We start from the raw sequence: 15,015 nt of genomic DNA, 5'->3' as shown, positions 1-15,015 counted from the left end.
ATTGCACAGGAATACCCGTATGAAACACGTACTGATCACCGGTGGCAGCCGAGGCATCGGCGCCAGCGCCGCCCTGCACTGCGCGCAGCGCGGAATGGGCGTCATCCTTACCTACAACGCGCAGCCGGACGCTGCTGCACGCGTGGTGGAGCGGATCCACGCCAAGGGTGGCAAGGCGGTTGCCCTGCAGCTGGACGTGGGCAGCAGCGGCAGCTTCGCGGCGTTCGCCACCCAGCTGAAGGACACGCTGCGGGACACCTGGGACGCGACCCGTCTGAGCGGGCTGGTGAACAACGCCGGCTTCGGGCTGTTCAACCCGATCAAGTCGGTCACTGAGGCGCAGTTCGACAGCCTCTTCAACGTCCACCTGAAGGGGCCATTCTTCCTCACGCAGGTGCTGCTTCCGCTGCTGGCTGACGGCGCAAGCATCGTCAACATCACCAGCGCCACCACGCGGGTGGCCACGGCCGGCGTGGCGCCATACGCCGCCTTCAAGGGCGGGCTGGAGGTGCTCACCCGCTACATGGCCAAGGAATTCGGCGAGCGCCGCATCCGGGTCAATGCGGTGGCACCCGGGGCAATCCGCACCGATCTGGGCGGCGGGCTCAACGACGAGTTCGAAGCCCTGCTGGCCGCGCAGACGGCGCTGGGCCGGGTAGGGGAGCCGGACGACGTGGGCCGCGTTATTGCCGGGCTGCTCGGCGACGATCAGGCCTGGGTCAATGCGCAGACCATTGAAGTAGCTGGTGGCTACAACATCTAGCGTCCTGCCCCACGCTACCGGGCGGGTACCCTCCGCGTCGATTCCGCCGCATAGTGCACTCCCCGCCAGCGAGTCCGCCCCGTGAGCACAGCCCTTCCCACGACCGTGTTCGCGCCCAGGCGCGGGAACCTGTTCTGGTTGCTGCAGACCGGTGGCTGGTTTTCGTACTTCCTGCTGAGTTTCCTGGCCGCCATGGGCGACGGCAAGCCGCTGGGGTATGGAGTGGCGTCGCTGTCGGTTGCGCTGTGTGGGTTTGCCACCACCAGCGTGTTGCGCCTTGGCTACCGCCGGCTGTGGGGCAAGCCCCTGCGGGTGATGGTGCCCGGCGCGGCGCTGATGCTGGTGGTAGCCACACTGGTGCAGATGAAGCTGCACGTGGGCATCACCTTCAGTTACTGCGACGACTGCCGCATCCACAGCCTGCTGGGCTATGTGTGGTATTTCGCATCGGCGTTCTACCTGCTGCTGTCGTGGAGTGGGCTGTACTTCGGCATCAAGCTGGCACAGCAGCTGCAGCAGCAGAAGGAAACCGCGCTGCGCGCCGCCAATGCCGCCCACGCCGCGCAGTTGCGCATGCTGCGCTACCAGCTTACCCCGCACTTCCTGTTCAACACGCTCAATGCCATTTCGACGCTGGTGATGGATGATCGGCGTGATACGGCCCACCGCATGATCTGCAGCCTGTCATCATTCCTGCGCCATTCGCTGGAGTCGGATCCGGAGCAGGCGGTAACGCTGGCGGAGGAGGTAGAGGCGCTTGAGCTCTACCTCGACATCGAGCGCCTGCGCTTTGGCGACCGGCTCAGCGTGGTGCTGGACATCGAGCCGGCGGCGGACGCGGCGCTGGTGCCCAGCTTGATCCTGCAGCCGCTGGTGGAGAACGCCATCAAGTACACGCTGGCGGCCAGCGAGGCGGGCGGCCGTATCGAGCTGGTAGCACGCCGGAGCGGCGACATGTTGGACCTCCATGTGCGCGATGACGGACCGGGCTTCGCTGCACCGACCCGCGGCCGCGGTCCCGGCGTGGGCCTGGCCAACACCCGCGAGCGCCTGCGTGTCCTCTACGGTGAGCAGCAACTGCTGGACATTGTGGCCCGGCAGCCGCGTGGTACCGACGTGCATCTGCGCCTGCCTTTCACCGCAGCGGCGGGAGGCTGAGGTGACGCGCATCCGCACGTTGATCGTGGACGATGAGCCGCTGGCACGCCGTGGCCTGCAGCTGCACCTGCAGCGCCATGCCGATATCGAGTTGGTGGGTGAGGCCGGCAGCGGTACACAGGCGACACAGGCCATTGCCGCGCTGCGCCCGCAGCTGATGTTTCTGGATGTGCAGATGCCCGGCATGGACGGTTTCGGGGTCCTTCGCGCGCTGCCGGCCACGCAGATTCCGCTCACGGTGTTCGTTACCGCCTTCGACCAGTACGCGATTGCGGCGTTCGCGGCCAGCGCATTGGACTACCTGCTCAAGCCGGTCGACGACCGCCGCCTGGACGAAGCGGTGGAGCGTGCGCGCGCACGGCTGGCCGCGCGCAAGGCCGAGGACCATTACGAGCGGCTGCTCCGGCTCATGGCCGCGACGCCCGGCGTGGACCGCCCGCAGCTGGACGCGCTGATGCTGGACGAAGTGAGCCGTACCGGCGGCACGCTGAACCTTCGCGATGGGCAACGGTTGGTCCGCATCGACCTCGATGCCATTCGCTGGGTGGATGCGGCAGGCGACTACATCTGCATCCATACCCACGACCAGACCCACGTTCTGCGCGGCACCATGCAGGAGCTGGAGGGCCGCCTGGACCCGCGCCGGTTCGCACGGGTGCACCGCTCCAGCATCGTCAATCTGGAGCGGGTGACGCAGCTGCGCCCCCACCACAACGGGGAGTACTTCCTGATGCTGGATTCGGGCCATGAGCTGAAGCTGTCGCGCAGTTACCGCGACAAGGTGCGGGTAGTGGACGGGCGGCTGCTGGCTGCGGTCTAACGCTTCATCGCAAACCGGCCACGGTTCGTCGCAAACCTGCAGACAGGCGCCCGCGGCTGTCGTTGAATGCATCGACACCCCACGACCGGAGGAACGATGCCTGCGTTTGCCTTGTTGCTTGCCGCTGCCGCCGCAGCGAACACCCCGTCCCCGTTGGATGGAGCCACGGTGGCCGCCATCGAGGCCACCTGCTTTGACTATGTGGACGGCCAGCTGGAGGCGAATCCCGAGCGGGTAGCACGGTCGCTGCATCCGGACCTGGCCAAGCGCATGGTGCTGGGGGATACGCCGGACGAACGGTTGGGCCTGCGCCGCATGAGCAGGGAAGAGCTGGTGGGGCTGACCCGGCAGGGCGCGCTGAAGACGCCGAAGGAACAGTGGAACCGCACCTGCCGCGTACTGGACGTGACCGCCAACGCGGCGTCGGTGCGGCTGGAGACGCCGTGGTTCGTGGACTACTTCCACATGGGGCGCTTCGGCGAGCGCTGGATCATCGTCAACGCACTCTGGTACAGCAAGCCCGCGCCGGCACGCACACTGCCGGTGGCGCGTGAGGAGGCGGCGCAGCTGACAGGTACAGGCTGGCTGTCGGGCACCCGCAACGACTACAACCTGAGCCTGGATGCGGCGGGGCAGCGCATGGTGTTCGCGCGCTCGGACGCCGGCTTCAAGAACAGCCGCATCTGGTACGCCCGGCGCGATGGCCAGGGCTGGAGCGAGCCGGCGCAGGTGTCGTTCTCCGATCCGCGCTACAAAGACTCGGACCCATGGCTGACGCAGGACGGCGGCACGCTGTACTTCGTCTCCAACCGCCCGGTGAGTGGTGACGTGCCGAACGCCAGCCTCGACATCTGGCGCGTCGTCGTGCGGGCCGAGGGGTTCGGTACGCCCGAACACCTTGCCGCAGTGGCATCGGACGGTGACGAGCTGGGCCCGGAGCTGCATGACGGCGCGCTGTACTTCAACAGCTCGCGCAAGGGCGGCCCCGCGCAACTCTCGCTCTACCGCGCAGCGGCCAAGGGCAACGGTTTCGATGCGCCGCAGGCGTTGCCTGCACCGTTCAACGACGGGTCCATCCAAGGCGATTTCACGCTCTCGCCCGGCGGCAAGATTGCGCTGTTCTGGAGTCGTCGCGGGGAGGTAACGGATATCGACCTGTTTGCGAGTTGCAAGGGGCCCGAGGGCTGGTCGCCGGCAGTGCGGCTGCCGGCGCCGATCAATGGCAAGGGCATGGACTTCACCCCCGCGTTCAGCGCGGATGGCCAGACGCTGTACTTCGCCAGCCTGCGCGGCGCCGAGGGGGCGGCCGATTCGAACGGCGTGTTGAACGGGCAGTCCAACCTCTACACCGTGCCAGCGCGGCTGGTGCGTGCCGCGTTGGCGCAGGAGCCCTCCTGCTGACCGTCCCGGGCTTGCGCAGCGAGCGGGTGGCGCGGCTTCCGTAGCCTGTGCTTTGATGGGGGCGCATGCAGCCGCATGTGCCCGGAGAACGCCGCCATGCCGTTGGCCCGCATTGATCTACGCAAGGGAAAGCCGGCCGAGTATCGCCGGCGTGTCGGGCAGGTGGTGTACGAGGCCATGCTCAGCGTGGGCGTACCGCCTGATGACCGGTTCCAGGTGCTCACCGAGCATGACCCCGATGGCTTGGTCTACGACCCGGGCTACCTGGGTATCGCACGTACCGACGATTTCATCTGCATCCAGGTCACCTGGAACGAGGGGCGCACGCTGGAGCAGAAGAAGGCGTTCTACCTGGCCATCGCCGATGGGCTGCACGCGGCGGTGGGTATCCGCCGCGAGGATGTGTTCATCAACCTGGTGGAAGTGAAGCGGGAGAACTGGTCGTTCGGCAATGGGCTGGCGCAGTACGCGCCCTGAAAACGGCTCAGCCCTGCGGCGCGCCAGCGAACGTCATGTCAGTCAACGAGGGCCAGTTGCCGCTTGAAGCTCGGCCACAACGCCAGCTTGTGGGTGATGCTGGTGATGGTCCGTCGCGTGTCGGTGGGATGGGGCCTGGAGGCAGTGCTGCTCTTTCCCTGCCGCCACAGGCCGAACATCACGACCTCCGCGCCTACCGGAAAGGATTGCAGCCACGCGCTATCGGCGTGGCCCACACTGACTTCGTAGAAGTCCCTGCGATCGGTCACACCGGTGTGCTGGTACTTCGGGGCGCAGTTGAGGAACACGGTGCCGGGCTGCGACGCACGGTGTGACCTGACCGTGCCGACCAACGCCATCGGCAGGTCGGTAGTGCTCGCACCCAGCCGTTCCCATGCGGCGTCGTAGCGCTCCTGCGTGTAGAAGAAATTCTCCCAATCAACCTTCTTCTTGCCCAGCCGCAAGGTCACCTGGGCCGCCAGCAGGTCGTCGCCTTCGCACATCGTCCGCAGGATGAGCAGGTCGGCGAGGGTGCGCAGGTAGCCATCGAGCGGCAGGTCCGTCTGCTGACGTTCGCCGCCGCCACGCTTCAGGGCCTGCTGCAGGAGCAACAGGCGCAGCTCATGTTTCCCCTCGCCCAGCGGCGGCAGGAAATCCGGATCGGTGCCGGCCGCCAGCACGGCCTGCAGGTGAGCGGGCGCGTTGTACCTGCAGCCTGGCTGGTGCTCGGCACCCTTGGTCAGGGCAATGTAGCCGTGCTCGGCCACGAATTTCACCGAGGCACCGCACCCCGGGCTGTCGCACAGCAGGGTGGGCAACGTCTGCTTGGCGTCATGGCGTTTCTGAAGGTCTTCGATGCGGTGCAGGGTGCCGTGGGTTCCAACGGCCCTGCGCATCTTGATTCCACGACTCATCCAGCCATCAACCCGGGAACGCCGGGAAGCGCTCGTCGGGGTGGTGCTTTTTCCATTCGGTATGCGCCACGGTGCCTTCCCAGGCCAGGAAGGACTGCGGGATGCGGCCGCGGCCCGACCAGGTTTCCTGGCTGTGCGGCAGCCAGTAACGCGGCGGGAGCTCCTGCCCAGCGGCCTTGGCCGGCTTGGCGCGTTTGACCGGGCTGGCCGCTGCCTCGCCCGCGACCAGCGCACGGATCCGGCGCTGCTGCTCGGGGCTGAAATCGGCATAGCTGGCGTTGAGCAGCACGGTGACGCGGTCATACGCCTCCTTGGTGGCGGCCCGCAGAACGGCCTGCGGGGTGGGGGAGGCGGATGATTTACGGGGCATGGGATTCCAGGGAAGGAAGAACTGACGGTGGGCACGATAGCAAATGCCTGCGTGAAGCTGTCGATGGCCGAGCGCGGCCGTCGGGTGGCTGAAGGGGGACGTGAGCCCCCCTCTTTCGAGGCATGCACGCGGGCGGCGATGGGTCCTGAATGTGGGCGACCCCATCGAACACGGGCGGTGACCAGTGCAGTTCCTGCACGCCACATTTCCAGATCGGCTGGCGGGCACCGGCGCGCTCATGCTGCGCCTGCTGTTGGCATCGATGCTGGTCTGCCCCTGGGGGCTGCGCGCGGCGTTGCCGGCCGCCGACCTGCTGGGCTGGGCCTGGCTTGCCGCGCTGCTGCTCGCCTCGGGCAGCCTGTCCCCGCTTGGAGCTGGGGTATCGCTGGTGGTGGGCAGCCTGGACCCCGGCCTCGACGGCTGGCCCTTCGCAGGCCTGGTGATCTCCCTTTCGCTGGTGGGCCCCGGGGCTTACTCGCTAGATGCGTTGCTGTTCGGTCGCCGCGTGCTGCGTCGCCCGGCAAGCCGGGGCGGCAACAACCCGAAAGAGTAGTCGTGGTCTGGACCGTTTGGGGGTGGGGGCAGGCAGCCCGTGGGGCCACCATGTCCGACAACTCCCGCGAGGTCGACGCCCGTGCAAGCCAACCCAACGGCACCCTCGGTCGAACACGTGATGGGCCCCGCTGCCCGCATGACGGTGCATGGGGCTGCGGGGAGCTCGTTGGCGGTGGCCAAGGCGATGGAGTACATCGACGCCAATCTCTGCGAGCCGTTGCAGCTCAGTGCGATCGCTGCCGTGGCGTGCATGAGCCGCTGCCACTTCGCACGCCTGTTCCGCCACCAGGTCGGGGTCAGTCCGATGGAATACCAGCGCCTGCGACGCATCGAGCGCGCCCGGCACCTGCTGCGCAAGGATGGGCGGCGCATCGGCCAGATCGCCACCGACCTGGGCTTCTACGACCAGAGCCACTTCGTGCGCTGGTTTCGCCGCACGCTGGGATGTACGCCCACCGCCTATGCACGCGCCGCACATCCGTTCGCGTGTGAGCCTGCCGACAGGGCGAGCTGAGCTTTTTTGTATGATGGCCTGAGCGCCGCCTGCGACGTCGCGTGCGCGGGGGCAAGGGGCTGACAATGACGTTCATATTCCGGGGCATCGCCTGCGCATGGCTGCTGCTCCTCAGTGGACATGCAGCCGCGCTGGATCCAGCCCGCAGTCTGGCGCAGTTCCACCACACGGCATGGACGGTGAATCAGGGCGCGCCCGGGCAGGTCACCGCGCTGGCGCAGACAGCGGATGGCTATCTCTGGCTTGGAACGGAAATCGGCCTGTATCGGTTCGACGGCGCGCGCTTCACCCGCTTCGTGCCGCCGGGGAACAACGGCTTCCCTGCGACAAGTGTTTCGACGCTCTATACCTCCGCCAGCGGCGGGCTGTGGGTGGGCTTCCGCTATGGCGGCGTGAGCCTGATCGAGGGTTCCCGGGTCCGCCACTACGGCCAGCGTGATGGCCTGCCCACCAGTACGGTGTTCCGCTTCGCGGAAGACGGTGAGGGCCGATTGTGGGCCGCCACGTTCACCGGCCCGGTGTCACTGCAGGGCCAGCATTGGGTGCGTCCCACGCCGGCCATGGCGTATCCGGGCCGCCAGGCGCGCACCCTGTTCACCGACCGCGACGGCACGCTGTGGGTGGCAACGGAACGCGGCATGGTGGTCCTGCGACGGGGCGCCCGTGCGTTCGCCAGTGTGCCGGCCAGCGTCGGGCGGGTCAGCCAGATCGCGCAGGCGCCCGATGGGGCGATCTGGGTGGCCGAGGCCGATGGCGGGGTGCGCCCGCTGCTGGAAAAAGGCGAGGCAGGTGCCTCCGCGGGGCTGCTCTTCGACCGGGACGGTGTGCTGTGGGCGACCACGCTGGGGTCGGGGCTGCTGCGCCGGTCCGCGCAGCGCGTGCCGGCGGGATTCGAGTCCTTCCGCCGTACCGACGGGCTGAGCTCCGACTACGTGCAGCCGCTGCTCGAAGACCGCGAGGGCAACCTGTGGGTGGGCAGCAGCCGCGGGCTGGATCGGTTCCGCCACGCCAACCTGATCCAGGTGGGCATGCCGGAAGGGGCGCAGGAATTCGCCATTGCCGCCGACGGCGATGCGTTGCTGGTGGGCACCCGCAACCATCCCCTGCAGCGCGTGGACCTGTCATCGCATCAAGCGCTCGGGCTGTCGTCGGCGATCACGGCCATGCACCGCGATGCCAGCGGACGCATGTGGCTCGCCGGCCCCGATGGGCTGTGGCGGAAGCAGAGCGAGCATTTAGAGAAGGTGTCCGAGCTGCCGGTTTCCGGCCGTTCGGGCGTGCAGGCCATGGCGACCACGCGGGATGGCGCGCTTTGGATGTCGTTGAATACCCCCGGCCTGCACCGTTTCGCGCAGGGGCGCTGGACGCACATAGAGAATCAGAAGGGGTTACCGCCCGGGGATTCACCGCTGGTGATGCAGGCCGACACACGCGGCCGCCTGTGGCTGGGGTTCGCACGCAATGCCGTGGCGGTCATGCAGGACGGGGTGTTCTCCACACCGTGGTCCGGTGAACCGCTGGACGTTGGCAACGTCACCGCGCTGTTTGAAGACCGGCAGGGCATGTGGATCGGCGGCGAGCGCGGCCTGGCGCAGGTGGTCGGAAACACGCTGCGCAATGTGGTGCCCGGGGTACGCGAGGACCTGCGTGGCATCAGCGGCATCGTTGCCGACGCGGCCGGTGACCTGTGGTTCAACGGCGCGCGCGGCGTGGTGCGGGTGCGCGCCGGTGACGTTGCTAAACTCTTCGGCGGGCAGGGCAGGCCGCGGTACGAGCGGTTCGATGCCCTGGATGCCTTGCCCGGCATCGCCGCACAGTTCCGGCCGTTGCCTACCGCGGCACGGACGCAGGATGGGCGACTCTGGTTCTCGACGACCAGTGGCCTGGTCGCGATTGATCCACGCAAAACGGTGCGCAATCCGGTACCGCCGCCGGTCGAGATTCTCTCGCTGGCGGTCGACGGCGCCGACGTGCCGATCCAGGCCGGCAAGGTGGACTTGCCGGCGGGCACGCGCAACCTGCGCATCCGCTTCACTGCCCTGAGTCTGTCCATTCCCGAGCGGGTGCGCTTCCGCTACATGCTCGAGGGTTTCGATTCGCACTGGTTCGAGGCATCGCCGGCACGCTCGGCCTTCTACAACGCACCGGGTTCGGGCAAGTACGTGTTCCGCGTTGCGGCGAGCAACAACGACGGGGTGTGGAACGAACAGGGTGCACAGCTGGCGATCTCGATCGCGCCGCACTACTGGGAAACCGGCTGGTTCCGCGTGCTCTGCGTTGCTGTGGTGGCAGCGGTGTTGTGGCTGCTCTACCTGGGGCGACTGCGGCAGTTGGCCGCGCGTATCCGTGCACGTCTCGATGAGCGGCATCTGGAACGCGAGCGGATTGCCCGGGACCTGCACGATACGCTGCTGCAGAGCACGCAGGGATTGATCCTGCGGTTGCATGCGTCGAGCAGGAAACTGGCACCGACCGATCCGGTGCGGATCGAACTGGAAGCGGCGATGACCATGGCCGAGCGGGTGGCGGCCGACGGCCGTGAGCGCGTGCGTGGATTACGCGGGGAGGTGGGCCATGCGCAGGAGCTGGGCACGGCGTTGATGGCGGTACTGGAGGAGTGCGACGGGATGGAGATGCCGGCGGTGCGGCTGGTGGTGGAAGGCACGCCGCGGCCGATGCAGCGTTGCGCGGGGGAAGAGGCCTACATGATCGGCCGCGAGGCGATGCTCAATGCATTCCGCCATGCGCGTGCCACCACCGTGCAGGTCTCCATCAGCTATGCCCGCCAGGCGTTCCGGCTTCGCATCCATGACGACGGGGTGGGCTTTTCGCAGGATGCCGGGGCGCCGGAAGGACACTGGGGCCTGGAAGGCATGCGCGAGCGTGCCGCGCGTACCGGTGGCAGCGTGACCATTCTCTCTGGCCGGCCGGGGCGCGGTACCGAGATCGACCTGCAGATCCCGGCCGCTTTCGCCTGGGAATCGCGTTACCGCCCAGGTGTGGCAGGGCTGCGTGATCGCCTGGGGGCGTTGTTCAGCCGCCTGCGGTCGCTGGCCGGCAGATAAAGCGCAACGGCGTACAAGCGCCGTTGCCGCGCGTCTGTTTCCATGCGGGTTGCCGCCCACGAGGAGGATGCATCGATGCCCCCACGCCAGCTGGATACGCTGACGTTCACCCGCCGCCAGGCGCTTCAGGTCGGCGCCTCGGCGCTCGCCGTGATGGCGCTGCCCAGTTTCGCCACCGCGCGCACCTCTACGCCACCACTGGAAACCACGCATATGTCCGATAACTTCGTCACCACCAAAGATGGCGTCCGCATCTTCTACAAGGACTGGGGCCCGCGCGACGCGCAGCCCATCGTCTTCCACCACGGTTGGCCGCTGTCGTCGGACGACTGGGACACCCAGATGCTGTTCTTCCTGCAGCACGGCTATCGCGTGATCGCGCATGACCGTCGCGGCCACGGTCGCTCGGCCCAGGTCAGCGACGGGCATGACATGGACCATTACGCGGCCGACGCGTCCGCCGTGGCCGAACACCTGGACCTGCGCAATGCGGTGCACATCGGCCATTCGACCGGCGGCGGTGAAGTGGCGCGCTATGTGGCCAAGTTCGGCCAGCCGCAGGGCCGCGTTGCCAAGGCGGTACTGGTCAGTGCGGTGCCGCCGCTGATGCTCAAGACCGCTTCCAACCCGGGCGGGCTGCCGATCGAGGTGTTCGATGGTATCCGTGCAGGCGTTGCGGCCAATCGCGCCCAGCTGTTCGTGGATTTCCCGACCGGCCCGTTCTATGGCTTCAACCGCCCCGGCGCGAAGATCTCCCAGGGCGTGATCCAGAACTGGTGGCGCCAGGGCATGATGGGCAGCGCGAAGGCCCACTACGAAGGCATCAAGGCGTTCTCGGAAACCGACCAGACCGACGACCTCAAGGCGATCACCGTGCCCACGCTGGTGCTGCACGGCGACGACGACCAGGTGGTGCCGATTGCCGATTCCGCCGAGCTGTCGGTGAAGCTGCTCAAGAACGGCACGCTCAAGGTATACAAGGGCTACCCGCACGGCATGCTGACCACGCACGCCGATGTGATCAACCCGGACCTGCTGGCCTTCATCAAGTCCTGATCCAAACGGCCTACGGGGACCCGGTCCCCGTAGTGCCACGCCATGCGTGGCAGCGCAATCTCAACCCGCGACGTTGGGCATCCGGAACGTAAACGCGGTCCCGGCCGCCTCACTCGACGCCACCGTCAGCGTCCCCGCATGCGAGCGCGCGATCTCCGCCGCGATATATAGCCCCAGCCCCAACCCCGGCCGCGGAAGCGACCCTTGCTCACGCGAGAACGGGCTGAAGATGCTGCCCAGCATGTCCACGGGAATATGCCCGCCATTGCGAACGGTGAGCACCAACGCCTCTGCATTGGCCTGCACCTCCAGCGCGATGGGCGCCGTGCTGTCGCCATGCTGCGCGGCATTGGTCAGCAGATTGGCAAGCAGCTGCGCGAGCCGGTTGGAATCGCACATCACGGTGCACCCCACCTGCATCCGTACGGCGATGTCCGAACGCCCGGTCGCGGTCACCACCTCGTTCACGACCTGCTGCAGTTCTGCATCCAGGTTGGCGACCGGTCGCAATGCGATGGGAATACCGCCGCCCAGGCGGCCACGGGCGAAATCCAGCACGTCGCTGACCAGCCCCTGCATGCGCGTCACGCTGGCCGTGATGTGGTCGAACATGCGCTGCTGGCGGTCCGAATGCGGCTCCATCTCCAGCGTTTCGGCAACGATGCCGATCGACTGCAGCGGATTGCGAAGGTCGTGGCCCAGCACGGCGATGAACTGATCGCGCAACTCGGCGATCTGATTGGCATCGGAAAGCGCGACGGCGGCCTGTTCAAGGCGGTCTTCGGTGTCCAGGTAATTGCCGACCAGTTCGGCCAGCAGCTCCATGGAGCGCAGGATATGTGCCTCGTCGAAATCGCCCGGCGCCGAATCGATGGCGCACAGAGTGCCGAAGAACGTCCCGTCCGGCCGGAAGATCGGCACCGACGCGTAGCTCTCGAGCCCATAGATGCGCGGCGTATGGTGCTTCGAGTAAACCGGGTGCTGGCTGGCATGCGAGAACACGACCGCCTTGGCCGACTGTCGGATCTCGTCGCAGATGGTCGTCTCCAGCACCAGCTGGCCACCGGGTACCAGGCCGAAGCCCAGGGTGTCGTAGGTCGCGCACGCGGTCCAGGTGGTCTCGGTCACGCGGGCAACCGCCGTGAACCGTGATCCGGTGATGTGGGCGACCGTTTCCAGGATGCGCGGAACGGCCTTGATCCGGCTGATCTCGGCGATATCGCGGAGCAGTGCGGGATCGGTCACGGGGGCGGTGGGGGCGGGGTCTGACATAGGGGACAAATGGTCACATGAAACGTGAGCTGCTGCCCGTTTTTTCGCGTCCTCCCCCGCCACAGATTCTCCACCGCCCCCGGTGGATCACACCTGCGCCATACCGCCATCGACGAACAGCTCGATACCGTTGATGAAGCTGGCCTGGTCCGATGCCAGGAAGGCGACTGCGCGGGCCACTTCCTGCGGTTCGCCCAGCCGTCCGAGCGGTACCTGCGCTGCAAGGTGGTCGAACAGACCCTGTCGGGCGTCGTCCGGCACCAGGTCGCCCAGGCCGGGGGTGCGGATCGGGCCGGGGCTGACCACGTTGACGCGGATGCCCCGCTCCTTCAGATCCAGTGCCCATGAGCGCGCAAAATTGCGCACCGCCGCCTTGCTCGCGCTGTACACGCTGAAGTTGGCCGTGCCCTGGATCGAGACCGTCGAGCCGGTAAGGATGACCGACGCGCCATCCACCAGCAGCGGCAGCGCCTTCTGTACGGTGAAGAGCACGCCGCGCACGTTGGTGGCGAAGATGCGGTCGAAGTGCTCTTCGGTAATCGCCCCCAGCGGCAGCATATCCCCGCCGCCGGCGTTGGCCAGCAGGATGTCCAGCTTGCCGGCCTGACGGGCGATCTGTGCGTAGACCGCGTCCAGCTCGGAGGGGCGCGAGGCGTCGGCACGGATGCCGGTCGCGCCCGGTCCGATGGACGCCACCGCCGCGTCCAGTTCGGCCTGGCGCCGGCCGGTGATGAAGACCGTGGCGCCCAGCGACGCGAGGTGCTGGGCGCTGGCCAGGCCAATGCCCGAGGTGCCGCCGGTGATGAGGGCGATCTTGCCGTTGAAGGTAGTCATGGTGCTCTCCTGCGTGGGGCAGGGGAGGATTCCCGCTGCCGATGGGAGAACGATAGGCCCATGGCATTTGTGGATAAATATCGAAAAAATACAATCACTATTCACCGGTGTGCATAATCGGGCCCATGAACCAGCTCATCGCCATCCGCGCCTTTGCCCGCGTCGTCGAGGCCGGCAGCTTCACCCGCGCCGCCGACTCGCTGGACATGCCCAACGCCACCCTGAGCAAGCTGGTGCGCGAGCTGGAGGCGCACCTGGGTGTTCGGCTGCTGCAGCGGACCACCCGCAGGGTGTCGGTCACGGCCGAAGGGCAGGCGTACTACGAGAGGGCAGGGCGCGTCCTGCGCGACCTGGAAGACATCGACGCGTCGTTCAGTGCGGCGCGGGGTACGCCGCGCGGACTGCTGCGGGTGGACGTGGGCGGCTCGACCGCGCGCGACGTGCTGGTGCCGGCATTGCCGGACTTCATGCAGCGGTACCCGGACATCCGCATCGAACTGGGCGTCTCTGATCGGGCGGTGAACCTGATTGGCGAAAACGTGGACTGTGTGATCCGCGGCGGGCCGCTGGACGACTCGTCGCTGGTGGCGCGCCATCTTGGCGATGCCGTCCTGATCACCTGCGCCAGCCCGGCGTATCTGAAGGCATATGGCCTGCCGGCGTATCCGCAGGAACTCCATAACGGGCACCGGCTCGTGAGCTATCTGCTGTCCTCCAGTGGGCGCGCCGTACCGTTCCGCTTCCGCAGCGCAGAGGGGCTGCTGGAGATCAAGCCCGAGCACCGCCTGGGCATCAATGAAAGCAATGCGCATCTGGCCGCTGCGCTTGCGGGTATGGGACTGGTGCAGACCTTCAGCTACGCTGCCGGCCCCGCGCTGCGCAGCGGTGCGCTGGTGGAGGTACTGCAGCCGTGGCGGCCGGCACCCTATCCGTTCCATGTGGTGTACCCCAACAACCGGCACGTCACCCACCGGCTCCGGGTGTTCATCGAGTGGCTGGCCGAGCGGATGCCGGGCCTGCTGGCGGATGGCGGCGCAGAGGGGCCGTCGCCACGGGTGCCTCCGGCCGCTTCATACTGACCGCTCGCCCGACCGGAAGGAGGCCATGCCATGGATGCACTGTCTTCGCGCTGGGGGAACGCGATGCGTTCCTTGCCGGCGGTCATTCTCTGGCTGGTCGTACTGCTGATATCAACCGAGTTCCTGCTCGCCGTATACGGGAAATACCACCTGATGGCGGGGCCTGCCTATGAGCGCTTCGTGGATCGCCATGGCTGGCTGTGGCTGCATCTGGCGGGGGGGGGCGTCGCGATCGCGCTGGGTCCCGCGCAGTTTCTGGCCCGGTGGTGGTATCGGCGCCCGGCACTGCATCGCCGGCTGGGATACGTCTACTTCGGCGGGGTGCTGGTGGCGAGCGCTGCGGCCGCCGGGCTGATCGCCACCACCCCGGCGCCGCTGTCGATCCGGCTTGGCTTCGCCTCCACGGCGTTGGCGTGGTTGACGACCGCCTGGTGGGCGATGCGCTCGATTCACCGGGGCCAGGTGCAGCGGCACAGGGCCTGGATGATCCGCAGCTATGCGGTCACGCTGGCTCCCGTGGTGTTCCGGCTGATGCTGCCTTTGGCCATCGCATCGGGAGTGTCGCCAAGCGCTGCGCTGATTTCCGGACTGCTCTGGTCGAGCTGGTTGATTCCGCTGGGATGTGTGCAATTATTCGGAACCCGCCTGGGGGCGCGGATCCGCTGAGCATCGGGGAAGATGCTTCGTGTGGCGCGGAATAGCACGCGCGATCGGGCTCCCATACACACCGAGGTAAG

At 67.3% G+C, this 15,015-nt stretch carries 14 protein-coding genes and 1 pseudogene; 11 read left to right on the top strand and 4 right to left on the bottom strand.

Annotation, left to right across the window (positions count from 1 at the left end; all coding sequences use genetic code 11):
* The first annotated feature begins 19 nt into the window (after window positions 1-19).
* The 5 genes and pseudogenes from ACOZHM_RS07450 to ACOZHM_RS07430 all read left to right on the top strand — a co-directional run bounded on the left by ACOZHM_RS07450 (window position 20) and on the right by ACOZHM_RS07430 (window position 4,619).
* Window positions 20-763, top strand: a complete 744-nt coding sequence (locus ACOZHM_RS07450; protein ID WP_421568549.1) for an SDR family NAD(P)-dependent oxidoreductase — start codon at window positions 20-22, stop codon at window positions 761-763.
* An 81-nt stretch (window positions 764-844) separates the two neighbouring features.
* Complete coding sequence (locus tag ACOZHM_RS07445) at window positions 845-1,921, top strand: sensor histidine kinase (protein ID WP_421568547.1); 1,077 nt, start codon at window positions 845-847, stop codon at window positions 1,919-1,921.
* A gap of 1 nt (window position 1,922) precedes the next feature.
* A complete protein-coding gene (locus tag ACOZHM_RS07440) occupies window positions 1,923-2,741 on the top strand; it encodes a LytR/AlgR family response regulator transcription factor (protein WP_421568545.1) in 819 nt (272 codons plus the stop codon).
* Window positions 2,742-2,837: 96 nt separating this feature from the next.
* Window positions 2,838-3,263: pseudogene (locus ACOZHM_RS07435) on the top strand (nuclear transport factor 2 family protein); the annotation flags it as partial.
* 975 nt (window positions 3,264-4,238) lie between these two features.
* Window positions 4,239-4,619, top strand: a complete 381-nt coding sequence (locus tag ACOZHM_RS07430; protein WP_421568543.1) for a tautomerase family protein — start codon at window positions 4,239-4,241, stop codon at window positions 4,617-4,619.
* A gap of 38 nt (window positions 4,620-4,657) precedes the next feature.
* Here the strand turns inward: ACOZHM_RS07430 and ACOZHM_RS07425 are convergent, their stop codons facing one another.
* Window positions 4,658-5,515 carry a hypothetical protein gene (locus tag ACOZHM_RS07425; protein ID WP_421568541.1) on the bottom strand — a complete coding sequence of 286 codons (858 nt, stop codon included), beginning with the start codon at window positions 5,513-5,515 and terminating at the stop codon, window positions 4,658-4,660.
* Between the two features lie 25 nt (window positions 5,516-5,540).
* Window positions 5,541-5,903 (bottom strand): H-NS family nucleoid-associated regulatory protein, encoded by a 363-nt coding sequence (locus tag ACOZHM_RS07420; RefSeq protein WP_421568539.1) that lies wholly within the window; start codon window positions 5,901-5,903, stop codon window positions 5,541-5,543.
* A gap of 184 nt (window positions 5,904-6,087) precedes the next feature.
* Here ACOZHM_RS07420 and ACOZHM_RS07415 point away from each other — a divergent pair, with 184 nt between their 5' ends.
* From ACOZHM_RS07415 to ACOZHM_RS07400, 4 genes are all read left to right on the top strand, one after another.
* On the top strand, window positions 6,088-6,456 hold the full coding sequence (locus ACOZHM_RS07415; protein WP_421568537.1) for a hypothetical protein: 369 nt from the start codon (window positions 6,088-6,090) through the stop codon (window positions 6,454-6,456).
* Window positions 6,457-6,537: 81 nt separating this feature from the next.
* The gene (locus tag ACOZHM_RS07410; protein ID WP_421568535.1) at window positions 6,538-6,972 is read left to right on the top strand and encodes a helix-turn-helix domain-containing protein; all 435 of its coding nucleotides are present in this window, start codon (window positions 6,538-6,540) and stop codon (window positions 6,970-6,972) included.
* Window positions 6,973-7,037: 65 nt separating this feature from the next.
* Window positions 7,038-10,037 carry a sensor histidine kinase gene (locus ACOZHM_RS07405; protein ID WP_421568533.1) on the top strand — a complete coding sequence of 1,000 codons (3,000 nt, stop codon included), beginning with the start codon at window positions 7,038-7,040 and terminating at the stop codon, window positions 10,035-10,037.
* A 213-nt stretch (window positions 10,038-10,250) separates the two neighbouring features.
* Entirely contained in the window at window positions 10,251-11,093 is an 843-nt protein-coding gene (locus ACOZHM_RS07400; RefSeq protein WP_421568631.1) for an alpha/beta fold hydrolase, read from the top strand.
* A 60-nt stretch (window positions 11,094-11,153) separates the two neighbouring features.
* On the opposite strand, the gene ACOZHM_RS07395 is transcribed toward ACOZHM_RS07400, so the two are convergent.
* The gene (locus tag ACOZHM_RS07395) at window positions 11,154-12,338 is read right to left on the bottom strand and encodes a GAF domain-containing sensor histidine kinase (RefSeq protein WP_421568531.1); all 1,185 of its coding nucleotides are present in this window, start codon (window positions 12,336-12,338) and stop codon (window positions 11,154-11,156) included.
* 114 nt (window positions 12,339-12,452) lie between these two features.
* Window positions 12,453-13,199 (bottom strand): SDR family NAD(P)-dependent oxidoreductase, encoded by a 747-nt coding sequence (locus ACOZHM_RS07390; RefSeq protein WP_421568529.1) that lies wholly within the window; start codon window positions 13,197-13,199, stop codon window positions 12,453-12,455.
* Between the two features lie 125 nt (window positions 13,200-13,324).
* Between ACOZHM_RS07390 and ACOZHM_RS07385 the strand changes: the two genes are divergently transcribed.
* A complete protein-coding gene (locus ACOZHM_RS07385; protein ID WP_421568527.1) occupies window positions 13,325-14,278 on the top strand; it encodes a LysR family transcriptional regulator in 954 nt (317 codons plus the stop codon).
* 30 nt (window positions 14,279-14,308) lie between these two features.
* Window positions 14,309-14,944: a DUF2306 domain-containing protein gene (locus ACOZHM_RS07380; protein ID WP_421568525.1), complete on the top strand. Its 636-nt coding sequence runs from the start codon at window positions 14,309-14,311 to the stop codon at window positions 14,942-14,944.
* Window positions 14,945-15,015 lie beyond the last annotated feature (71 nt).

Origin of the sequence: Stenotrophomonas sp. PD6, from assembly GCF_049199305.1 — a bacterium.
GTDB lineage: Bacteria > Pseudomonadota > Gammaproteobacteria > Xanthomonadales > Xanthomonadaceae > Stenotrophomonas.
The sequence above is the reverse complement of the archived record's forward strand: the minus strand, read 5'-3'. Positions and strand labels throughout refer to the sequence as shown.